This is a genomic window from Micromonospora sp. CNZ297, from assembly GCF_007827625.1.
Map to the genome: position 1 here is coordinate 1 of NZ_VISU01000011.1, position 23556 is coordinate 23556.

Annotated in this window: 7 protein-coding genes; 6 read left to right on the top strand and 1 reads right to left on the bottom strand. The window is 68.7% G+C overall.

Translation table 11 applies throughout. The features are described from left to right. Nucleotides 1–459 precede the first annotated feature (459 nt). The 6 genes from pglW to FB454_RS19760 are packed head-to-tail and all read left to right on the top strand — an operon-like array spanning nucleotide 460 to nucleotide 18079. On the top strand, nucleotides 460–4674 hold the full coding sequence (pglW, locus tag FB454_RS19735) for a BREX system serine/threonine kinase PglW (RefSeq protein WP_186461626.1): 4215 nt from the start codon (nucleotides 460–462) through the stop codon (nucleotides 4672–4674). Beyond that, nucleotides 4671–8258, top strand: a complete 3588-nt coding sequence (gene pglX, locus FB454_RS19740; RefSeq protein WP_145823286.1) for a BREX-2 system adenine-specific DNA-methyltransferase PglX — start codon at nucleotides 4671–4673, stop codon at nucleotides 8256–8258. The genes pglW and pglX overlap by 4 nt, the downstream gene beginning before the upstream one ends. Next, nucleotides 8255–11983, top strand: coding sequence for a BREX-2 system ATPase PglY family protein (locus tag FB454_RS19745; RefSeq protein WP_145823287.1), 3729 nt, complete (start codon nucleotides 8255–8257; stop codon nucleotides 11981–11983). Before pglX ends, FB454_RS19745 begins: the two co-directional genes overlap by 4 nt. Beyond that, nucleotides 11980–14694 (top strand): BREX-2 system phosphatase PglZ, encoded by a 2715-nt coding sequence (pglZ, locus tag FB454_RS19750; protein ID WP_186461627.1) that lies wholly within the window; start codon nucleotides 11980–11982, stop codon nucleotides 14692–14694. Before FB454_RS19745 ends, pglZ begins: the two co-directional genes overlap by 4 nt. 2 nt (nucleotides 14695–14696) lie before the next feature. Beyond that, on the top strand, nucleotides 14697–15968 hold the full coding sequence (brxD, locus tag FB454_RS19755) for a BREX system ATP-binding protein BrxD (protein ID WP_357155522.1): 1272 nt from the start codon (nucleotides 14697–14699) through the stop codon (nucleotides 15966–15968). Beyond that, the gene (locus FB454_RS19760) at nucleotides 15965–18079 is read left to right on the top strand and encodes a DEAD/DEAH box helicase (RefSeq protein ID WP_357155523.1); all 2115 of its coding nucleotides are present in this window, start codon (nucleotides 15965–15967) and stop codon (nucleotides 18077–18079) included. The genes brxD and FB454_RS19760 overlap by 4 nt, the downstream gene beginning before the upstream one ends. Nucleotides 18080–18599: 520 nt before the next feature. Here the strand turns inward: FB454_RS19760 and FB454_RS19765 are convergent. After that, on the bottom strand, nucleotides 18600–20015 hold the full coding sequence (locus FB454_RS19765) for a hypothetical protein (protein ID WP_145823290.1): 1416 nt from the start codon (nucleotides 20013–20015) through the stop codon (nucleotides 18600–18602). Nucleotides 20016–23556 lie beyond the last annotated feature (3541 nt).

A 23556-nucleotide genomic window follows, 5' to 3' on the forward strand; every position in this document is an offset into this window, starting at 1 on the left:
TTGGTCGATTGCTGTCTTACCGGGAGCCTCGTCCTACCTGGACACCGGCCTCCCACACCGCCCGTGACCTGCGCCGTCACGATGAAAATGGCTCAATGCGTTTGGAGTCAGATGCCGTACGTCGGCGTGGATGCCGACCTCGTCGGCTTGCCCTGGTGGGTGGCTGGCCTAACCGGCAGGCAGGCGATCCAGGGCGAGGCGCCACGTGCTGTGCGGCTTGTCTACCCATGCTCGACGAACGCGTCGCGACACTCAGGCAGGCGTCTCTCTAAGAGGTACCAAAAGCCACTATTCGCCAGAAGAGCCCACCAGCCGGCTTTGGGTCGGTTGAGGGACACGGTGTGGCGGCGGTGCGCGGCTCGGACCGTCTCTGGGAGGATGGACCGCCTTTGGCAGGATGGGCCAGCGTGATTGTCGGCGACGAGCGCGAGCCGGAGAAAAGAGCAGGGGTGGTGTGACGTGCGGGAGAACAGCCGGCGGTGGCACGAGGTCACGCCGTCCGAGTTCCCGCACGAGCGGGAAGGCCTGGCCCACGTGCGCGAGTTGCTGCCCGACCGGAGCCCGTTCCACGCCTGGACGAATTTCGAATTTCGTGACCGAGACGGCAAGTGGTATGAAGTCGATGCCCTGGTGCTCGGAGAACGCCGGCTGCACCTGGTGGAGCTGAAGCACTACCAGGGCACGATCACCGGAAACGCGTATCGGTGGCAGCGCGGCGGGCGGAGCGAGGATTCGCCGCTGCTGCTGGCGCGGCGTAAGGCCCAGCGGCTGAAGGGCGTGATCACCGACGCGTTGCGCCAGCTGCAGCCGAACCTGGACTCGCGGCATGTCCCGTACATCCAGCACAGCGTGTTTCTACACGCGCCTGATGGTCGGTGTGCGCTGCCGCCCAGCGAGGCCACTGACCTGTTCGGCCGGGATGACCAGCAGGCGCGCAGTGGCCTGCCCAGCATCGCCCAGCGGCTGCTGGAGCCGCCGCTGCCCGGCGAGCGGGCCGGACTGATCGACCAGGACGATTTGCTGGTGGCCCTGTTCGAGCGGATCGGCTTCGCGCTGCGGCGGGAGCGGGAGGTGGGCTCTTGGCGGCTGGTCGGCCCGCCGCTGGCCGAGGGGGACGGCTGGCAGGACTGGCCGGCCGAGCACCGGCTGGCCCGCCGCGATCAGGCCCGGATCCGCTTCTTCGTCAGCCGGCCGGGTGCCTCGGAGGCCGAACGGCGAGGCATCCACCAGCTCGCCGAGCGCGAGTACGCGCTGACCAGCCGACTGCACCACGACTGGGTGCTGTGCCCGCGTGACCTGGTCGAGGACGAGCTGGGTGTGGGGCTGGTCTATCCCCGTGACGACGAGTTTCGCAGGCTGGACCTGTGGCTCGACGACCACGGCGACGCACTGACTCTGGTCAACAGGGTGCTGATGATCCGACAGCTCTCAGAAGCGCTGGCCTACGCCCACCGCCACCACGTGGTACACCGCGGGCTGACGCCGGCCGCGGTTCTGGTGCACCGAAGCGGTGACGAGATTGAGGTACGGCTGGGTGACTGGCAGGTCGCCGGGGCCGACAAAGCCGGGGCCAGCCGCACCCCGGGCGGCAGCCCCGTCTCCGGGGAAGTGGCCACCCGCCTATTCGCGGCACTCGAGGGGCGTGCGGCTGCGGACCCGGAACAGCAGCGGGCGCACGCCTACCTTGCCCCGGAGGGGCGCTGGAACCGCGACGCTGACCGGATCCGGCTGGATGTGTTCGCCCTCGGCGCGTTGGCTTATCACATCGTGGCCGGGCGTCCACCGGCCGGTAGCGCCCTCGACCTGCGGGACCGACTGACCCGCGACGGCGGTCTGGACCTGGTGGCCGATGTGCCCGAAGTGCCTGCGAGCCTGCGGCAGCTCGTGCTGAATGCAACCCGGCCGGTGGTCGGCGAGCGGCTCAGCGATGTACAGGCATTCCTCGCCCAGCTCGATCAGGTAGACCGAGAGACCCAAGCGAGCGCCGCCGGGGTGGTGACAGACCCGCTGGAGGCGGCCCCTGGCATGCTGCTTGGCCAGCGGTTCGAGCTGGTGGGCCGGCTGGGCTCGGGCTCAACCGCGGTCGGGATGCTGGTGGCTGACCGGGCGGCCGGTGGCGAGCGCCGCGTGCTCAAGGTAGCGCTCGACGACACCGCTGCGGCCCGTCTGCGTGGCGAGGCCGAGGTGCTGACGGCGCTGGCGAAGGTCAACCATGCGCGGCTGATCCGCCTAGTGGAGCCGGAGCCGCTGCGGGTGGGCAACCGCACCGCCTTGTTGCTGGAGAGCGCGGGTGAAACCACGCTCGCGGGGGTCCTGCGGGAGCGGCCTCGACTGTCGCTAGACCTGCTGGAGCGTTACGGCACCGACGTGCTGGAAGCGGTGGTGGCGCTCGACAAGGCCGGCGTCGACCACCGCGACATCAAACCGGCCAACCTGGGGGTACGCGAGCAACGCAGCGACCGGGCCAAGCACCTTGTGCTGTTCGACTTTTCGCTGTCGCGGGCCGGCGCCTCGGCAATCGAGGCCGGCACCCCGCCGTACCTCGACCCGTTCCTCGGCACTGCAGCCCGGCCCACCTGGGATTCAGCCGCCGAACGGTACGCGGCCGCAGTAACCCTCTTCGAGATGGCCACCGGCCAAGCACCCCGCTATGGCGACGGCCGCTCCAACCCGGCCGTGATTCCCGACGAGGCCACGATCGATCCCGGCCTGTTCGACCCGAGCGTGGCCAGCGCGCTGGTCGACTTCTTCCGCCGCGCACTGCGACGGGACGCCCGCGAACGCTTCCACACCGCGACGGAAATGCTGGGCGCGTGGCGTGCCGTCTTCACCCATCCGGCCACCACAGTTCCCAAGGACGCCGACGATGTCGCCGCGGCGGCCCGGCCCTCGACCCCGCTGGCGGCGTCCGGCCTGTCGGCTCGGGCCCTGTCGGCGCTGGAGCCACTGCGGCTGAACACCGTCGGCGACCTCGCCGCCGTCGACCCCGGGCTGCTGTCGCGCCTGCGCGGCGTGGCCGACCCCACACGCCGGGAGGTCCGCAGCCGAGCCAAGCAGTGGCGGGAGCGGTTCGGCCCGACCACTGGCCGCGTGCCGATGCCGGACCGAGCCGCCGCGGATCCGATCGCCGACCCATCCAGCGCAGCCGACCTGCTGCTGCGGGCGGCCCGTACCCCCACCCGTCAGCGGTACGTGGGGCGGCTGCTGGGCCTGGACGATGACGCGTCCGCGACCGACGCGTTCGCCTCAGTGACCGACCTCGCCCCCGTTCTCGGCCTGGGCGGGCAGCCGCAGGTGTCGCGGGTGCTGGCCGACCTGCAGGAGACCTGGGCCGCCCACGCCGACGCCCGGACCCGGCTGGACGCAATCCTGGGCCGGGCCTACGAAGTCCTCGCAGGCCTCGGCGGCCTCGCACTCGCCGATGAAGTCGCCGCAGCGCTGGCACCAGAGCCGGAGGAACTGCGGTCGGTCCGGATTGTCGCCGGGCTGCTGCGCCTGGCCCTCGACCGCGCCGAGATCGTGGAGCGGGGCGGCGGTGATGCGCCGCCGATCGTGCGACGCCGGCGCGGGGGCGGCCGAGGGCATCTTGTGGCCACCGAGCCGGCTCTGCTCGACATCGCCGACGCGCTAGGCGGGCGCGCCAACGACCTAGTCACTCGGGCTGTGGACTCTGGCGAAGACATCGTGCCGGTGGGTCGGGCGGCGGCACGACTGCGTTCGGCTTGGCCCTCCGGATCGGCCGCACCGGACGACGTCCGGCTGGTTCGGATTGCGGCGCGGCTGTCTGCTCGGGCTGCCGCATCGCGCCGGGGCGAGCTACATGATCGCGACCTCGACCCAGCCGCCGCCGTACGGATCGCCCTCGGCGGACTGGCCCCCTCGGAGCAGCTGACAGTGCAGGACCTGGCCGACCGGGTCCGTGCCCGATTCCCCGACCTGCCGGCGCTGCCCACCAGACCGCGGCTGGACCGGGTGGTCAGCGACGCTGGGCTGCCGCTGCGCTGGGACGGCGAGCACTACGCCGTGCCGTCCCGCCGCAGCGACACCACGCTGGCCAGCCGCGCATCGGTGGTGGCCATCGAAGTCACCACCACCGCCAGAACCGCCGCCACCGAGGAGGACGCGAGGCTCGTCGACAGCGTACGCAGCCGCGCGTTCCTGGCCCTCGGCGTCGCCCCACAGCGGCTCGATGCCGCTGCCCGAACTCTGGCCGAGCGGCACCACGCGCGGGTGGTCGACGTGACGTCGATCCTGCTCGCCGCCCTGCGCGAAGAGGCCGGCCGCCGCGGCGTCTCCTGGGACGCGGTACGCGCGGCCGATGCTGCCGAGGCGGGCAGCCGGCCGGCACAGGGCCTCGCGGCTCTGGTCCGTACCGTGATCCCCGCAGTCGAGGTCGCGATCGCCGAGGCCGCCGACGGCGCGGCCGAGGGCACCCGACCAGTACTGGTCACCGACGCCGCGCCGCTGGCCCGGTATGGGCACGCCGAGGTGCTAACCCGGCTGGCCGATCCGACGACGCGCCGCCGGCAGGCGGTATGGCTGCTACTGCCCGAGATCCCTGGGACCGGTGCGGCGTTGGACGGCATGCCGCTGCGGCTGGGCCACGGCGGGCAGTTCCTGCGACTCGACGACGATTGGCTGCGCGCACCGACGGTGGAAAAGGAGAAGGCATGACGGCGGAGGAGCGCCTGACCGGCGAGCTACGCGCCGAGTTGAAGGCGTTGGAGGACGACCTGCGCCGCCGGGTCGCTATTCAGCCGACGGTGGATCGGGCATGGCGCGACCAACACCAGGAGGCCCTGCAATGCGGGCGCACCGCGGCGTCCTGGCAAGAGTGGTCCGACGACCGTGTCACCCAGGCGGCCGTCGCCTGGATCCTGACCACCGTGTTCATCCGGTTCGCCGAGGACAACAAGCTCGTCAAGCAGGTGTGGATCTCCGGACCGAAGGAGCGCCGGCAGGAGGCGCTGACTGCCCAGGCCGAATTCCTGCGCTATGAGGCGCGCACCAACCCGGACGTCACCGACCGTGAGTGGCTGCTGCGTGCCATCCGGTACTTTGCGGGGATGCCAGCCACCCGGGAGCTGGTGGACGAGACATCGCCGCTGTGGTTGGTCACCCCGTCCGGTGACGCGGCGTCCCGGCTGCTGGCCTTCTGGCGCGAACGGGACGAGGACGGCGAGCTGCTGCGCAACCTGACCGACGAGTCGCTGAACACCCGATTCCTCGGTGACCTTTATCAGGAGCTATCGCTTTCGGCGCAGGAGAAGTACGCCCTCAAGCAGACACCAGTGTTCGTCGAGCGGTTCATTCTTGACCGCACCCTGGAGCCGGCGCTGAGCGAGCGGCCGCTCGACGGCTTCAAGCTGATCGACCCGACCTGCGGCTCAGGACACTTCCTGCTAGGGGCATTCGCGCGCCTGCGTGAGCGCTGGGAACGACATGCGCCGGGAATGGAGCGAAGGGCCCGCGTGCAGAAGGCGCTCGACGCGATCCACGGAGTGGACCTGAATCCGTTTGCGGTGGCGATTGCCCGGTTCAGGCTCACCATCGCCGCTATGCAGGCGTCCGGCGATGCGATGTTGGAGAACGCGCCGGCCTTCAACTACCACCTTGCCGTCGGCGATTCATTGCTCCACGGCCTCGACCAGCTTGAGATCGAGTACGGGGCCGAGTACAGCGCCGACCGTACTGCGGCCACGTACGCCTACCCCACAGAGAACTTGGCGGCCCTGCAGAAGATCCTGACCAGTGGCCGGTATGACGTGGTAGTGGGAAACCCTCCCTATATTCAGGTGAAGGACAAGTCGCTCAACCGGGAATACAGGCGGCGGTACCACTACTGCAAGGGGACCTACGCTCTTACTGTGCCGTTCATGGAGCGGCTTTTCGACCTAGCAAAGACCGGAGAGCGGGCGGGCTGGGTCGGCCAGATCACCAGCAACTCTTTCATGAAGCGCGAGTTCGGCGCCCCGCTCGTCGAGAGGTTTCTCCCAACCAAGGACCTGCGGTTCGTCATCGACTCTGAGGGTGCGTGGATCCCGGGCCACAACACCGACGGCACCCCGACGGTTATTCTGATCGGAATAAATCGGCGCCCGCTGACGGACATCGTGCGGTCCGTCTTGAGTAAAGGGTTGCGGGAGACACGTTCGAGTGGCGACGAGGGTGAAGGCCCATATTGGACATCAATAACTGAGCACCTGGACGAACTGCGGTTTGAAAACGATTGGGTAACCATCACCGAGCTTGACCGAAAACTGCTTTCGACCCACCCCTGGTCTCTTTCCGGGGGCGGTGCAGCAGAACTGATGGCCGCGATAGGTAAGAACGCGACCTCCGTGCTCGGCAAGCTGATAGAGAAGCCTATTGGCCGATCCGTCAGGGTGGGCTCGGACGAAGCATTCACCAGGCCCCGCCTGCTGTCTACGTCAGGGTCACTTCCCGAGAACGATGCACGTGAGCTTGTCGTGGGCGACGGGGTCAGGGACTGGGTCTGTGCGCCTGGGGATCTTATCTGGTACCCGTACCAGTACGGAACAGCGAAGGCGGTAGACAAGGGCATCAGCAGAGAGCTCTGGGCCTACAGGACTCTGCTCGCGGCGCGCTCGACATTTCAGGGCGTAATGGCGGATGCTGGTTACGCGTGGTGGGAGTTCATGCAGCACACGTCAAGCGCGTACCGCACACCCTTGTCAATTTCGTTTGCAGAGGTGGCGACGCATAACCACTTCGTGCTGGATCGAGGCGGCAAGGTTTTCAAGCAGACGGCGCCCGTGATTAAACTTCCGGAAGGATCTACCGAGGAAGATCACCTGGGTCTCCTAGCGATCCTAAACTCGTCAACTGCATGTTTCTGGCTCCGCGATAGAACGAAGCCAAAAGGCGGCGCCGCAGATCAAGCTTGGCAAAGGACGTACCAGTTCAACGCATCGAACGTGGAAGAGTACCCCTTGCCCCCCATATTGCCTTCCGAACGTGGACGGAGAATTGATCAGCTCGCCGGGCGGCTGGCGGAGCTGACGCCGGCGGCGACGGTGGCTGTACGTACCCCTTCTCGAGAGTCGCTGGACGGCGCACGGCGTGCCTCAGAAACCTTGCGTGCCGAGATGATCGCGTGGCAGGAGGAACTCGACTGGGCGGTCTACCGGCTTTACGGCCTGATCGACGAGGAGCTGACCTATCCCGGCGACGACCTGCCCGGGCTAGAGCTTGGGCAGCGGGCCTTCGAGATGGTGCTTGCCCGGCGGGTTGAGAAGGGTGAGGAGCAGACGGCCTGGTTCGAACGGCATGGCTCCACTCCGGCCACTGAAATCCCAGGGCGTTGGCCTGCGGCGTACCGTGACCTCGTGCGGCGGCGGATCGAGCTGGTCGAGTCGCATCCGTACCTGAAGCTGTTGGAGCGACCGGAGCACAAGCGGCGCTGGGGTTCCGAGCCTTGGGAGAAATCGTGGGAGAAGCGGGAGGAGCGGGCTCTCCGCGATTGGCTCCTGGATCGGCTTGAAGATCAGTCGTTCTGGTTCGATCGGGCCGGTGCTCCAACCCCGCGCAGCGTCGCGCAGCTCGCAGATGACGTGTCCCGCGTCGGCGAACTGGTGTCGGTGCTGGCCTTGTGGGAGGGCCGCCCCGACGTCTCGGTGGTGGTTAGCCTGCAGCGGCTGCTGGCTGACGAGGCCGTGCCCTACCTGGCCGCCTATCGCTACACGGAGAGCGGGCTGCGCAACCGGGAGGCGTGGGAGTGCACCTGGGCGTTGCAGCGCCGCGAGGATAACGGCGAGAAGTTCGGTACCGGTCCGGACAACCCGCCGATCCCGGTCCCACCGAAGTACGCTCCGGCCGACTTTGCTCGTAAGGAGTACTGGGCGCATCGCGGCAAGCTGGACGTGCCCAAGGAGCGGTTCATCCTTTACCCTGAGGCGGGCCGGGACAACGATCCCACCCCCGTGCTCGGCTCGGCCGGTTGGGATCACTCGCAGCAAGCTTTCGCACTCGACCAGTTGCTCCGGTGGCGGGAGGCCGAGGGCGCGTCCGACGAGAAGCTGATCCCGCTGGTGGCCGGCATGGCAGAGCTGCTGCCCTGGGTGGAGCAGTGGCACACCGAACGGGACGCGTTCTATGGGGGCGTGTCTGCTGCGGACTTCTTCCGGGAGCAGCTTGACCTGCGTAGCCGGCAGGTGGAGCGCACCCGCGAGCAGCTGGCCGCTTGGCGCCCAGATCCCCCCCGCCGTGGTCGTGGACGAAAGGCGAAGACAGTATGAGCATCCTGCTGCGGGACATCATCGAGATCCCGGAGACGGCCGGTGCCGACGACTATGTGCTGCGGCTGACAGAGGGGGTCGGCAAGAACCGGCTGGCTCGGACCATCAAGGAATACGTGGTCACCGATGCGCTGGCCGAGGCGTTCGACTCCGCGCTCGGGCTGGTCGCGTCTGCGATCCAGGACGACCAGAGCCGGGCGGCGTTCCTGTCCGGCTCGTTCGGTTCCGGCAAGAGCCACTTCATGGCGGTCCTGCACGCGCTGCTCGGCGGGGAATCGGCCGCCAGGGCGATCCCGGAGCTGCAGCCCGCGGTCGCGCGGCACGATCCGGTGCTGGCAAACAGGAAGATCCTGCGACTGGCGTTTCACTTCCTCGAGGCGCGCAGCATCGAGGAGACGGTTCTCGGCGGGTACGTGGCCCAAATCCTGGCGCTGCACCCGGGATGCGACCTGCCGGCGGTGCATCGCAGCGATGCCGTGCTGGCCGATGGTGAGCGGATGCGCAACCGCCTCGGGGACGATGCGTTCCTCGCTGGGCTTAACGAGCACGTGGGACTAGCCGACGAGTGGTCCGGTGTGCTCGAGGGAGACGAGCCATGGACGGCGGAGTCCTATGACGCCGCGCGGGCGGCGGCTTCGGGCAGCGAGGCCCGGCAGAGGCTGGTCTCGGCGCTGGTCCGCACCTACTTCACCTCGTTCACCCAGACCGGTGAGTTTGTCACGCTGGACGAGGGCCTGGCGGCGATGTCCCGGCACGCCAAGGGGCTGGGCTACGACGCCATCGTCATGTTCCTCGACGAGCTGGTGTTGTGGCTGTCGTTCGCCGTGCGCGACCGGGAGTTCTTCGGCCGGGAAGCCCAGAAGATTACCAAGCTGGTCGAGTCAGGACTGGGCGAACGAGCCATCCCGATCGCGTCCTTCGTGGCGCGGCAGCTTGACCTACGTCGCTACTTCGTTGACATGGGCGGCGGTGCAGGTGCCGAGCAGGACGCGTTGGACAAGGCGTTCCGACACCAGGAGGGGCGATTCCTGCCCATCGTGCTCGGTGACGACAACCTGCCGTACGTGGCGGAGAAGCGGCTGCTGCAGCCGAAGGACGATGCCGCGAGGGCGACCCTCGACGAGGCGTTCCAGCAGCTCGACCGCCGGCCAGAGGTGTGGGATGTGCTGCTGGACGGAGTCAACACGGATGACAGTCACCGTGGCTCCGACCAGTTGGCGTTCCGGCGTACGTACCCGTTCTCCCCGGCCTTGGTCTCGACGTTGCGTACGCTCGCCTCGGCCATGCAGCGTGACCGCACCGCGCTGAAGGTGATGCAGCAGCTGCTGGTGAACCAGCGGGACTACCTGACCATCGATGATGTGGTGCCAGTCGGCGACGTCTTCGAGCTGGTGGTTGATGGCAATCAGGCGCTGACCCCGGAGATGGCCGGCCGGTTCAAGAACGCCCGTACTCTCTACCAGGACAAGCTGCGCCCCGAGCTGCTGCGCGAACACAAGCTGGCCGCGACCGACCTCGCCGGCCTTCCCCGTGAGCATCCTTTCTGGGCCGACGATCGGCTGGTCAAGACGCTCGTGCTGTCCGCTGTCGCGCCGGAGGTGCCGGCGCTGAAGGAGCTGACGCCGTCCCGGCTGGCCGCACTCAACCACGGGTCGATCACCGCCCCGGCGTTCCGTGGACGGGAGGGCGAGCTGGCCCTGACGAAGCTGCGCCGCTGGCAGTCGGCCGTGCCCGAGATCCAGATCACGGGAGACACCCGTAACCCCGTCGTTCGGGTGCGCATCGCCGAAGTTGACTATGAGAGCGTCGTCGAGCGCGCCAAGGGCGAGGACAACGACGGCCGGCGGCGCGAGACGCTTAAGCGGCTCATCTGGGATGAGCTGGAGCTGAAGGACATCGACGGCGACGCGTTCGGCGTTTCCCGGCAGACGCGGATCTGGCGGGGGTCGCGGCGCGAGATCGAGGTCGTGTTCGGCAACGTTCGGGACCAGAACTGGCTGACCGACGGGGCGTTCGAGGCGGGCCCGGACACGTGGCGGTTCGTGATCGACTACCCGTTCGACGAGGACGGCCGCAGCTCGTTGGAGGACCTGAACCGGGTCGAGACTTTGAGGGCCGCGGCCAAGCCCACCCGTACCGTCGTGTGGGTTCCGCACTTCCTCAGTACCGAGCGGCGGCGCGAGTTGGGCCGGCTGGTCATCCTGGACTGGCTGCTGGGCGGCTCGGGGGAGCGTTGGACCGCCCACTCGGACCACCTCGCCGAGGCGGACCGGGTGCAGGCCCGCATCATCCTGGAGACGCAGCGGGACTCGTTGCGGCAGCGGCTGCGCCGCGCGGTTCAGGAGGCGTACGGGGCGGCCACGGCCACGCCCGGCACGCTGGAGCGGCTGGACGGCCACGACCGGGTGCTGTTCAGCTTGCACCGGGAGTTCGACCCGGCGGCCCCGGTCGGACATGACCTGGCCGCCGCATTTGCCAACCTGGTAGAGCAGGCGTTCGCCGCGACCTTCCCCGGGCATCCGCGGTTCGAGCCGGAGGAGCGGGAGGTGACCCGGGCCGACCTGGCCGCTGTGCTGGCTGCCGTTGAGGCCGCCGGGCAGGATCCCGACGGCCGAGCCTTCATCGAGCCGGGTAAGCGTGAGGCGGTACGCCGGGTCGCCAACCCGCTCGGTGTCGGCCACATGGGCGAGACACACTTCCTCTTCGGCTCCGACCGGTTCCGCTGGGACATGCTGCTGTCCACCGCGATGGGCCGCGACGGCATGTCGCCCGCAGACCCGGTCGCAGTCCGGCGGCTGCGCGACTGGATCAACGCGGTCTCGCCGCCTGCGGGCCTGCGTCCCGAGGTCACCGACTTGATCATCTGTGCCTGGGCGGTGCTGCATACCCGCGCCTGGTACCGGTACAACGCGCCGGTGGTGCCGGCCCCGGCGCCCGGGTCGCTCGCGCCGGACATGGAGCTACGTCCCGAGCCACTGCCGGCTGCCGGTGACTGGGAAGCTGCCGTGGCGCGTGCGGGGGTGCTGTTCGGCACGGTCGCCAACCCGTACCTGACCGGCCAGGCGGTGACCGAGCTGACCCAGGCGGTCAGTGAGCGGGCGGCGGCCGCCAAGGCGGCTGCCGCGCAGCTCGTCACCGATCTGGAGCGGGTCTACCAGCGGTTTGGAATCGACGCCGGTGCGACGGCCGGCCGGCTGGCCACGGCCAGGTCGGCGCATGGACTCGTGGCCGCGCTGACCGGAGCCCGGGACCGGGTGGCGCTGGTGGAGGCCCTTGCCCGCCACGAGCTTGCCGGTACGGCGCAGGCCACCGCGAAGTCGCTGGCATCTGCGCAGACTCTTGTTTCGGGGCTTGCCAGCTTTCCGTGGGAGCGGCTACGACCCATACAGGAGGCCGCTGCCAGTGACACGGGCGAGCGCGGCGTCGCCGCACTCGGCATCGTCGACCGGCTGCGCGACGCGGTTGCCGCCGACGAGCTGGCGCAGTCCTTGCTGGTCGCGCTGAAGCGCGCCGAGGACGACGCGTTCCGGTGGGCGCTAGGGGCGACGAGCGGCGGCGACAAGCCGCGCCCTGGTGGTGGGGACGACGGCAAGCGGCGGCCGGCCCGCGGAGCCCGTACCGTGGCCAGCCAGGAGGACCTGAACGAGACGGTGACACAGCTGAAGGCATTCGCGGCCGAGCGGGCCGGGCGCCCGTTCACAGTGGAATGGCGGGCCGAGGAGTGACCCTCGCCGCAGCGACCCTGCCGGTCATCACCGCCCTGCTCGACGAAGCCGCCCGCAAGCGCTACGCCGGGGGCGTGCTCGGCGTGCAGGCCAAGCCGGAGTGGGCCGGCCCGGACGAGTTCGACCACAACGGCGTACCGGTCCGCGTTGTGCGCTGCCAGTCCGCGTTGGCGGTGCGGGAGGCGCTGCTCGACCGCGGCGCCGACCGATGGCTGGTCGTGCTCACCGACCGGGACGAGACCGAGCTAGGCCTCGGGATCACCGCCCACCTAGCCTGGCAAAGGCTGCGCCGGCCGGACCCGTGGGCCGCCGTGCAGGACAAGTTCGCGGCCACCCGCGTCGACCACGGCCTGGTCACCGCCGCGTCCGCCCAAGCCATCGCCACCGGGCTGCTGGCCGCAGCTCCACCGGACGGCTGGCCACCGGCCCGGGTCGGCCTACTCACCGCCGACCACGCCTTCGGGGCCGTGGCCGCGCTGCGGCTGGGCCTCGGACAGGTGGGCGAGCCGGTTGACCTACCAGTGGTGTTGCGCTGGAGCACCCGCGCCGAATCCGCAACCGCTGTTGCCGACCTGCGGGTCATCGCCGGGGACGCGCTCGTCGACGCGCTACTCGCCTGGGCCGCCGACCGGTGCGCCACCTGCGCCCCCGTCGTACTCCCGCTCCTTCGGGACGGCCGTGCCGCCGACACCGTGCCAATGGGTCTGGTGGCCCGGGTGGTACTCGCGGCGCCGGCCGGCTCCGGGCCGCGCGCCCTACTCGGCCGGGAGGTGGGCGGGCAGCTCTCAGAGCACGTTCTCAGGGTGTGGGCGGAGCAGGCGGAGCTGGTGACCCGGGAGGTGATCTTGACCGAGCCGGACGCTGCCGCGCGGGTGCTGGCGCGGGCGGAGACCCTCCTCGATCGGGTCGAAGCTGGCTCCTTCGCCGGCGAGTCGGCAATCATCCGGCGTGGCCTCACCGCCCGTCTCGCAGTCCTCGGGGAATCGCTACGGCGCGGTGCCGAACGGGCCGCTGCCCGGGCAGCCGCCGGCGGCCCGGACGGCCCGCTCGTCGACCCGGCCGCGCTGCCCGCAGTCGAGGAGGCCCGCAGCCAAGTGGAAGCCCACGCGCTGGCCGGCCATCCCGACGAGGTACGGGTGCCCCGGGCGATCGCCGGCGTTCGGCTGGCCCGCTGGCTGAGCCGACCGGCACCGATCGCTGGCGATCTGGGTGGGCTGGCAGCCCGGCAGAGGGACGAGGACGCCTGGGCCGACCGGGCTGCCGCCGAGGCGTGGACCGGGGTGGACGATGAAACCCTCGCGCAGGGCCTGCGCGCCGTGCTCGAGGCGGTCCGGCTGCGGCGGGACGCCCATGACGAGGCGTTCGGCCGTGCGCTGGCGGCACACGCCGAGCAGGATGCCCAGGCCCCGGCCGGGCTTGTCCACCTTGAAGACCTCCTGCCCAAGGTCGTGCTGCCGCTGGCGCGGCAGCGGCCGGTGCTGCTGGTGGTTGCCGACGGGATGAGTCAGGCCATCGCCACGGAAGTCATCGACGACGTTATCCGCCGCTACGACAGCTGGTTGGAGTGCCTGCCCGGTGACCGGGACCGGCGGATCGCCGCCCTCGCCCCACTGCCCTCACTCACAACCGTGTGCCGGACGAGCCTGTTCAGCGGGATGCTCGCCACCGGCGAGCAGCCGGCCGAGATCTCCGGCCTGGGCACGCTGGCCAAGGCGCACGGACTGACTGCGCGCCTGTTCCACAAGGTATCCCTGGACTCTAGCGCCGCCGGTTACGCCCTCGCCCATGACGTGGCCGCCACGATCGACGACACCGCGGGCACAGCCCTGGTCGCCTGCGTGCTCAACACCATCGACGACGCGCTCGACAGATCGGACCCAGGGGGCACCGCGTGGACCGCGGACACGGTCAAGCATCTGCGCCCGCTGCTGGAACGCGCCCGCACCGCGGGCCGGCTGGTGGTTCTCACCTCCGACCACGGCCACGTCATCGAGCGACGGCAGGGGAAGTCTCTCCCCGCCACAAGCGTATCCAGCAACCGATCCCGGCCAGTCGACCCGACGAAACCGGCCGGTGAGGGCGAGATCCGAGCACGTGGCCGCAGAGTGCTGCTGCACGGCGGCGATGCCATCCTCGCGGTCTCCGAACGGCTGCGGTACGGGCCGCTGAAGGCCGGCTACCACGGTGGCGCTGCCCCGGCCGAGGCCGTGGTGCCGATCAGCGTCCTGGCCCCCGGTGAGGCGCCGGACGGATGGCGGCTCGCACCACCGCAATCCCCGTCCTGGTGGCGCGGCCCAGTGAACGGCGGCACGGCGCCCGCGGCGGCACCGGCTGCGTCGACGAAGGCCGGCACGCGTGCCCCACGCACCTCGCAGGCACCAACCCTGTTCGACGAGCAGCCGGATGTGGCCGCGGCTGTCCTCGCCTCGCCCACCTACCGCGACCAGCGCAAGCGCGCCGCCCGGGCAGCGATCACGGACGATCAGGTGGCCCGGCTGTTGTCCGCCCTGCTCGCCACCTCGGCGTACCGGCTTGACCCCGAGTCCGCCGCAGCGGCACTCGGCGTAGCCACGGTCCAGCTCACCGGGGCGCTGTCCCAAGCCCAGCGGCTGCTCAACGTCGAGCAGTACCCAGTGCTCAGCCGCGACGCCGACGGCAGGGTCGTACTCGACACCACCCTCCTTAGGGACCAGTTCGGGGTCATGCTGTGACCGTGCAGCTCAGCACCCGGCGGCGCCAGGAAGTGATCAATGCCTTGCGTCGCGGCACCGTACCGCAAAACGGGCTCGACGTGCTCGCGGTCGGCCTCGATCGCTTCACGCCTGCGGTGGACGCCGAGCTTGCGGGGGTGGCAGCTGGCGGTGGCGGTTTCAAGGCGGTCCGGGGAGAGTATGGCTCGGGCAAGACCTTCTTCGCCCGCTGGCTCGCCGAGCGGGCCAAGCGCCAGGGCATGGCCGTGGCCGAGGTGCAGATCTCCGAGACGGAGACGCCGCTGCACCGGTTGGAGACCGTCTATCGACGGATCTGCGAATCGCTGCAGACCTCCGAGTTCCCCGCCTCGGCGCTGCGGGCGGTGCTGGACGCCTGGCTGTTCCTGCTCGACCAGGAAGCCGGCGACGCGGCCGAGGCCGTGCTGGAACGCCGGCTGGCCGAGGTCTCCCGTACCACGCCCGCCTTTGCCGCCGCCCTGCGCGGCTACCGCGCGGCGCTGCACCGCAATGATCCTGCGACGGCCGAGGGGCTGGTCGCCTGGCTGGGCGGCCAACCACAGGTTGCGGCAGCTGTCCGCCGGGCCGCCGGTGTACGCGGAGAGCTCGACCATTTCGGCGCGTTCGGCTTCCTCCAGGGCCTGCTCACCGTGCTGCGCGACAGCGGACACCCCGGGCTGTTGGTGGTGCTGGACGAGGTGGAGACCCTTCAGCGGGCCCGGTCCGATGTGCGCGACAAGGCCCTGAACGCGCTGCGCCAGCTGATCGACGAGGTCGACTCTGGCCGCTTCCCCGGGCTGTATTTGCTAATTACCGGAACTCCCGCCTTCTTCGAAGGGCCGCAGGGGGTGCAGCGGCTAGCGCCGCTGGCCCAACGGCTGGCCACCGACTTCACCGCCGACGCTCGCTTCGACAACCCCCGCGCCGTGCAGCTGCGGTTGCCCGGCTTCACCCCCGAAACGCTGCGCGAGCTAGGCGTGCGGGTACGGGACATCTTCGCGGCCAACGTCGCCGAACCGGACCGGATCGCCCGGCTCGTCGACGACACGTACGTCGCCGACCTCGGCGCTGCATTGACCGGTCGACTCGGCGGCAAGGTCGGCGTGGCGCCCCGGTTGTTCCTCAAGAAACTGATCGGTGACGTGCTCGACCGCGTTGACCAGTTCCCCGACTTCGATCCCAGATCCGACTACGCACTGACTCTGTCCACCACCGAGATGACCGAGGTGGAGCGAAACGCGGCCAGCGCCGATGACGTGTCGCTGGACTTGCCGTGACCGTCGACGAACTCCACCCAGCTGTCGTCCACCACATCGTCAACTCCCTCGGCTGGCCCGACCTGCGGCCGATGCAGCAGGCGGCCATCGCCCCGCTGCTCGCCGGCGACGACGCACTATTACTCGCACCTACGGCCGGTGGCAAGACCGAGGCAGCTGTCTTTCCCCTGCTATCCCGGATGGCCACCGAGGGCTGGTCCGGCGCATCCGTGGTGTATCTGTGCCCGCTCAAGGCGCTGCTGAACAACCTGCTGCCCCGACTCGAGCGGTACGCCGAGTGGCTGGGCCGGCGAACCGCCCTCTGGCACGGGGACGTGCCCGCGCCGCGGCGCCGGGCGATCCTGGCCAGCCGGCCCGACATCCTCCTGACCACCCCTGAGTCGCTGGAATCCATGCTGGTCAGCCCCAACGTGGACCACCGGGCGTTCTTCTCAGGCCTCCGCGCCGTCGTCGTCGACGAGGTACATGCATTCGCAGGCGACGACCGGGGTTGGCACCTGCTGGCCGTTCTAGAGCGGCTGATCCGCGTCATCGGCACGCCGGTGCAGCGAATCGGACTTTCCGCGACGGTTGGCAACCCGGAGGAGCTGCTCGGATGGCTGCAGGGCTCCGGGAAGGGCACCCGCCCCGGGCGCGTCATCTCGCCGGAGGGTCCGGGCATCCACTCGAACGCTGTGGCCGGGCCACCGCCGGGAGATATCGAGCTGGACTACGTTGGCTCGCTCGCCAACGCCGCGACCGTCATCGCGTCCCTGCACGCGGGGGAGAAACGCCTGGTCTTTTGCGAGTCTCGGCAGACGGTCGAGGAACTGGGGCAGCTCCTGCGTGCCAGAGGGATCACCACCTTTCTGTCGCATGCCTCCCTGTCCACCGACGAGCGACGCCGATCAGAGCAAGCGTTCGCCGAGGCGCGCGACTGCGTCATCGTCTCCACCAGCACCCTCGAACTCGGCATCGACGTGGGCGACCTAGACCGCGTCATACAGATCGACGCCCCGTCGACAGTCGCGTCCTTCCTTCAGCGGCTCGGCCGCACCGGGCGTCGACCCGGCAGTGTCCGCAACTGTCTCGTGCTCGCCCGCGACGGCGATTCACTGGTGGTCGCCGCTGCGGTGCTGCTGCTGTGGGGGCGCGGCTGGGTGGAGCCGGTGACAGCACCCCCCGAGCCACGCCACATCGTCGCCCAGCAGATCCTCGCGCTCTGCCTTCAACAGGGCCGGGTCGGCGACCGCGTGTGGCAGCAGTGGTGGAACGGGCTGTCCCCGTTTGACCGCAGCGCCGAGCCGATAGTGCCGTTCCTGGTGGAGCACGGATTCCTGGACGTCGACGGTGAAATGCTGTTCATCGGCCCCGAGGCGGAGAAGCGGTTCGGCCACCGGCACTTCATGGAGATGACGACCGTCTTCACCAGTCCACCGGAATTCACCGTCCTGTACGGCCGCAGGGACGTCGGCCGGATCGATTCGAGCCTGCTGACCGAGGAGGTACACGGTGATCGCCGGGTGCTCCTGGGTGCGCGGAGCTGGCGCGTGGTGTACGTCGACTGGCGGCGCCGGCGCTGCTATGTGGAACCGGCCGACGGCGGCGGCAAGGCCCGCTGGACGAACCGCGGCTGGGCAGGCCTTGGCTTCGAGCTGACCCATGCCATGCGGGATGTGCTGCTGGGCAGCGACCCACCCGTACGGCTAACCAAACGCGCGACCGACAGGCTGGCCATCGAGCGCGACGAGCGATCGTCCCTGGTCCACCCCGGTGGCAACGTCATCAGCCGGGACGAAGGCGGTGACCTGCGCTGGTGGACCTGGGCCGGGTTCCGCGCCAACGCCACCCTGGCGGCCACCCTCAGCGAGGTGGTCGACCCAATCCAGCGCTTCGACGACTGCCAGATCCGCCTGCGAGAGGATCTCACGCCTGCCGCATGGCGAGAGCTGACCGCGGACGCGGAGCAGCGTATCTGTCTGCCTGACGTGAACGAGAAGGCGATGGAGGGACTCAAGTTCAGCGCTGCGTTGCCGCCGCGGCTCGCGACGGCGACCCTTGCCACGAGGCTCGCCGACACCACCGGTGCTGCAAGGGTGCTTGAGGAACGAACACGCTTTGTTCGGGTTTGACCCGAAATTAAGAGCGGGAGTGGGCAAGCGGCACACTGCCTTCCGTCACGGGTGGCGGACGCTGGCGGCCGGCCGCATCACTTCGGTGGTGGCAGTGCGGCGGTGTCCGTGTAGGCCACCGCGCTCAGCCGTCCCATGACCGGGCGCCTGCCGTCGGCGGGTAGCTGTCGTCGGCGAGTCCATCGACGCCACTCAAGACGCTCTAACATCTTTTGAACTGGCCTCGGCGTCGCCATCGCCGCAGTGATCACGATCGGGATCCTGATCGCGGTGCTGTTCAAGTAGGCCGGTGGGGATGTGCTCCCGGGCGCTCGACAGGTAGCCCGCCACGTCTTACGAGCCGCGCAGGTCGAGAGGCACGACCTGGTCGCCCACCGGTCGCGGTAGAAAGCACCGAGCAGGCTTACTGGCCAGCCGCGCCGGGTTGCCCAGAACCCGGCACCGTCGTCGAACTCGCGTAGCGGACTTCCCGCCATCGGCGCAGGATACCGGCGATCATCCGAGCCGTGGTCACCGGATTTCAGACGGGCGTAACTGGCTTGGATCGGGCATAGACGTTCGACAGGCGCAGGTCAACGGAAAGTTGGTGACGCGCTGCGGGGCTAACCGATCCGGGATCGATGAGATCATGCCACGGGCCGGCGGCGAGCCCAGAGGCGTAGCAGATGCGGCATTCGCCCTCGCTGGTGCAACCGAGGTCGCCGGTTATCAGGTTGCGCGCGTGACCGAGCGCGTCGTCGGGGTGGTCGGCGCGAACAAGGTGCCACAGGCCAGCTCGGTCCTCGGGTTCGAGGCCGGCCGCGATATCAGTGCGCATCGGCCGGTAGAGCTGCCCGCCGTCGTAGCGGATGGCGAAGACTCGGTCGAGATGGTCGACTTCGTCCGGCTGCGGTTGGTGTCTGGCGTACCAATCGCTGGCGTCGGCCAGGGTGCCGGGACCCCACAGGTAGTCGGTGGGAAAGAGGGTGTTCTCGAATCGGCTATCGAAATGGGCGAGGCCGGGGTCCATCTCGTGGATGCCCGGGTGGAAGCGGCCTCGCAGGATGACGCAGCACAGCTTGTCGTCGCCTTCTTGGGGACCGCCACCGAGATGTTCGGCGAGGAACGTCTGCGTGCCGCCCTGTTCGTCCCAGGCGACCACGACTATGTTGCGTTCGCTCGGTGCCGAGTACAGGCGGCCGCCAGGGGTCGGATGGCCCCACAGCTCATTGATGAATTCCGCCAGATCCCTCAACGTGCGAACGCAATCGACAGGCGTGAGCAGATGAGCTGAGGTCGGGTGCGCTACGAAGTTTCGCAGCTGCATCGACACGCGCTCGTGGCCGCGGTTGCGTTGCCCGCGCAGCAGTCCCGCTGCCCGGGCCCACTGGTGGAGTCCGTCGAGCATCCCATTGAATCGCACAGTGGTCGGTCCCGCGCCCACCCGTAGCCGCGACTTCTTGCCCGTAGACGTTCTGAGGAAGTCCATGATCGGCTCGTAGGAGGTGGCGTCCACGCGGAACTCTCGCTGGTCGCTAGGCCGGACGAACGTGACGGTGCCGGCGTGAAACTCGAGGAACCGGTCTCGCAGGGCGTGCTCGATGACCAGCAGGGCGTGGCCGTCGACGATGGTGAAGATGTCGTAGCAGAGCACTCCGTACGCGTAGATCGTGCGCAGTTGATCAAAGCTCTGCCGCGTTCCGGCCGCGACTTCAGGGGCAAGGTCGAGGCCCGCGACGAGTTCCTGCTGGAACTGCGCAGCTGACTCCGGAGTAAGGATCCTGTCAAGGCTGAGCCCGCCCGGGGTGAACCGCTGCGTGCGCTCGTCGGCTTCTCGCAGTTGTTCCAGAGACTTGATCTCCACAATGACCTCGCCGCTGATCCGAGACGGTGCCCACACCGCGCCCGGTGTTCGCCGAGCCGCCGAGAGTGACACGCCAGGAAGCCGCATGTCCACCCGATATCCCGGCGGCTCATCCCGTGCCGCCGAGGATGGGCAGGAGCTCGCGTGGCTGGGGCGAGCCGGTCCCGAGACGTCATCTGCAGGGTTTGACTGAGGTATCCGGACAAGCGAGAGCTGAACTTCATCCGATCGTCGGTGCCTCGATGCGGTAGCACGAAATCCACCAGAGCCAGCACGCGCTGTTGCTCTACCATCGGCGAGCACAAACATCGGCGATGAGGGCGGCAATGACTCAGGGCAACGGTGTCGCGCAGCTCTCGCTGACTGCGCGGCAAGCAGATATCTATCGCGGTCTCCTGCGCCTGGTAGGGCCTGGGGCGGCGGAGTTCTGGAAGGAAGCCTGCGACCGGATGGTTGAGTCGCCCGCGCGCCCAGTGACCACCCACATGGTCGGCCACGCGCTTCGCGAGGTCGATAGTGCGCTGCGTGCCGTCTTGGAGGAGCGCGCGATGGCACAGGTCGGCCCGGCCGAGATCCGAGCGGCCGGCAAGGCTAAGAAGTCCGGAAGCCTGAAGATCTCTGCGATCTGCGCGGATCTTCAGATACCGGAGTCGCACCCGCTGAGGGAGTTCTGGCTCGACCAAAACCCCGAAGTGCCAATCGGACTGCACAAGCGTGCGCACCGCAACGGGCTTGAGTATCCCCGGCCCATGGATGCCGGCTTTCGAGAGTTCTTCTCCCAGATGGAGGCACTGTTCGATCTCGTCCTCGAGCGCTTCGAGCTGCGTTACAGCGCAGTATTCGATAGCCTCGACTTGCTTCTAGCGGAGCAGAACCCGGTAGCCGAGCACGCTGAGTGCCTTGCGCAGAAGTTTCCCGCGAACGAGACGGCTCGACGTTACTTTTTCAATCGAGCATCAGCCGCTTGGCTAGGCGTTCTGCGCGAGTACGGCTTTTTCACCAACCCTCCACCCCCTATCCTGCCCGGCAACGAGTCAGCCGTCCTGCGCCGGTGGCCGGAGTCGGAATACCTCGTTCGGGTAGCCACCGACAGCCCACAGGCGACGATCGAGGCGGCGCTTGAGATCCCGGCGACGGACAACAGCTACGTGATCTGGGACCTGGTGAAGATCGCCCTGACCCTCTCGCCAGCTCACGGAGTGGGACTGGTGCCGACGATCGTCGCCTCGATGCCCGGCCCCTTCGGCGTGATCGCGGCCGACGAGGTTGGAGAGCTCGCTGTTCGGCTGGCGGAGGCAGGATATGCCGAGGCCGCCGACGACCTCATCCGCGGTGTGCTGAGAGACGTGCCCAAACGCGGCCAGGAGGCAGTCGCGATCTACGACTACGTCAGCATCATTCGAACCTCGCTGCCAGCCGTTGCGTCCGTCGTTGGCCTTCCGATGCTGGCCTTCGCCGCAGGCCTGCTCGATGCCGCGGTCGAGACCTTCAAGGCGGACGGCGAGGACAACTCGCGGTTCTGGCGGCCGTCGCTGCTCGCCGACGAGGACAATTCGTCCGGCCCGGATGCGCGAGACGCCCTCGTGGACGCCGTGCGTTCCATTGCCGAGAAGCTGGTTTCGTCCGGTCAAACGACCTTGCAGCACGCTCTCGATGTTCTGGAGCAGCACCACGCGTTGATCTTTCGTCGGCTTGCGCTGCACCTGGTACGAGAACACGGTCGGGACGACCTGAGCCTGGTCCGTCGCTACCTGTTCGAGCGAGACCTGCTGGCTGACCGCGGTGCCGAGTACGAGTTTCAGCTGTTCCTGCGCGATGTCCATGCCTTGCTGGAGCCGCACGAGGTGCAGCAGCTTGTCGATGCGATCCTGGCTGGCCCAGACACCGGCCGGTGGCGGGACCGCTTCTCCGACGCCCACGACCATCCGGATCCGGACGCGATGGTGCAGCAACTCGCTGGCATGTGGATACGTGACCGCCTCGCACCCCTCGAACCAGTCCTCGATTCGGTCGCTCGAGACCGATACCAACAGCTCGTGACCCAATGCGGGCCGGCTTCGGATCTATCCGTCGTGCCCGTGCGCTTCACCAGCTCCTGGACCCAGGAATCCCTGGTTGACGCCGGCGAGCTCCAGGCACTTCCGGCAGCGGAGCTCGTTGAGTTCTTGGCACGCTGGCAGCCCCCTCAGGATTGGCGCGGCCTCGACCGCTCGGCGATCTGCAATGCCCTGAGCGCGTCGATCGCTGCCGCCGCCGAGCAGCGGTCCCACGATGCCGGCGCGTTCGCCGGAGTCGATCCTGCGCACGCCAGCGCGATCCTCGAAGGCTTCGCCGTTGCCGCGCGTGATCGCCGCGAGCTCGATTGGGCCGCGCTGATCGAATTCTTCGGCTGGGTTGACGATCAAGCCGCGGCGGAGCTTGCGGCCATGGCGACGACGCGCGCCGTCCGGCAGTGGCGGCGGGCGCGCTACAACGTCCTGCACATCCTCGGGACCGCGCTGAGCTACACCGACAGCCCGATTCCGGCGGGATGTGAGCCCCGGATCTGGGCGATCGTCCGCTCCGCCATCGCTGATCCCGATCCCCAGTACGAGCCCGATCCCGCCTCATCCGCGCTCGACGCCGTCCGTCCGGCCGCGCTGCACACCGCTATCCAGCTCGGCTTGTGGAAGCGCCGGGCAGACTCCCAGCCGCCGGCAGAGGTCCTAGCCCTCATCGAGCAGCACCTCAGCGGACTCGATGGGTCAGCAGCGGTCTCTGAAACCCTTGGCCGTAACCTGCCGGTGCTGCACTTCATCGATCCTTCCTGGACACGCGAGCACCTCGATCAGATCCTGCCCGAAGACAGCAGCCTTAACGACACCTGGACGGCCGCCTGGGATGGCTTCCTCGACAACCCGGCCCCGTCAGATCAGCTCTGGGATCTTTTGCTGCCCCACTACGAGCGCGCTGTTCGCGAGCTGTCTTCGGACGGCGACGACGATTGGGCGGTGATGCGAGCCAGCCGGCTCGCCAGCCACCTCGGTCGGCGTTACTGGTTCGGCGACATCGGCCTGGATGACCCGGACCAACTGCTGCACAGGTTCTATCAACAAGCGCCGGTCCAAGCTGCGGCCGTCATCGTGGAGATGTCGGGAAATTCGCTCGCCGCCGCTGTTCCGCTCGACCCAGCCCACCGCGACCGCCTCATGAAGCTCTGGGAATACCGGCTCGCGACGGCCAACCCGAGTTCGGGGCACCGCGAGCTGCAGACGTTTGACGACTGGTACCTCAGCGGCGCCTTCGACGAGGATTGGTCCCTTGCCCAGCTGCGCAACATCATGGTCAGCGACCCGGAATTCCATCCGAGTTTCCGGGCTCTGCAACGAATGAGCAGCAACGCCACTCAGCACGCTCCGGCCTGCCTCGACATCTTCGAGACGTGGCTCGACAACCGCCCGAAGTACTGGGACTACGCCCGGAGAATCGACGATGTGAAGGCCATCTTGAGTGCTGCGGCCGGCGCGGGCGCCGCAGAGCGCATCAGGGTTGAGCACATCGTCAGCCGTTTCTCCGCCCTTGGCACCGACCTACGCGACGTCCTGACGCAGAATTCTTTTCGCGAGAACGGCGCTGGTGAACTACACCTCGCCGG

What these genes read in the sequence shown, in the direction of transcription:
- pglX (WP_145823286.1), top strand. Translation starts at nt 4,671, where the DNA reads ATGACGGCGGAGGAGCGCCTGACCGGCGAGCTACGCGCCGAGTTGAAG.
- FB454_RS19745 (WP_145823287.1), top strand. Translation starts at nt 8,255, where the DNA reads ATGAGCATCCTGCTGCGGGACATCATCGAGATCCCGGAGACGGCCGGT.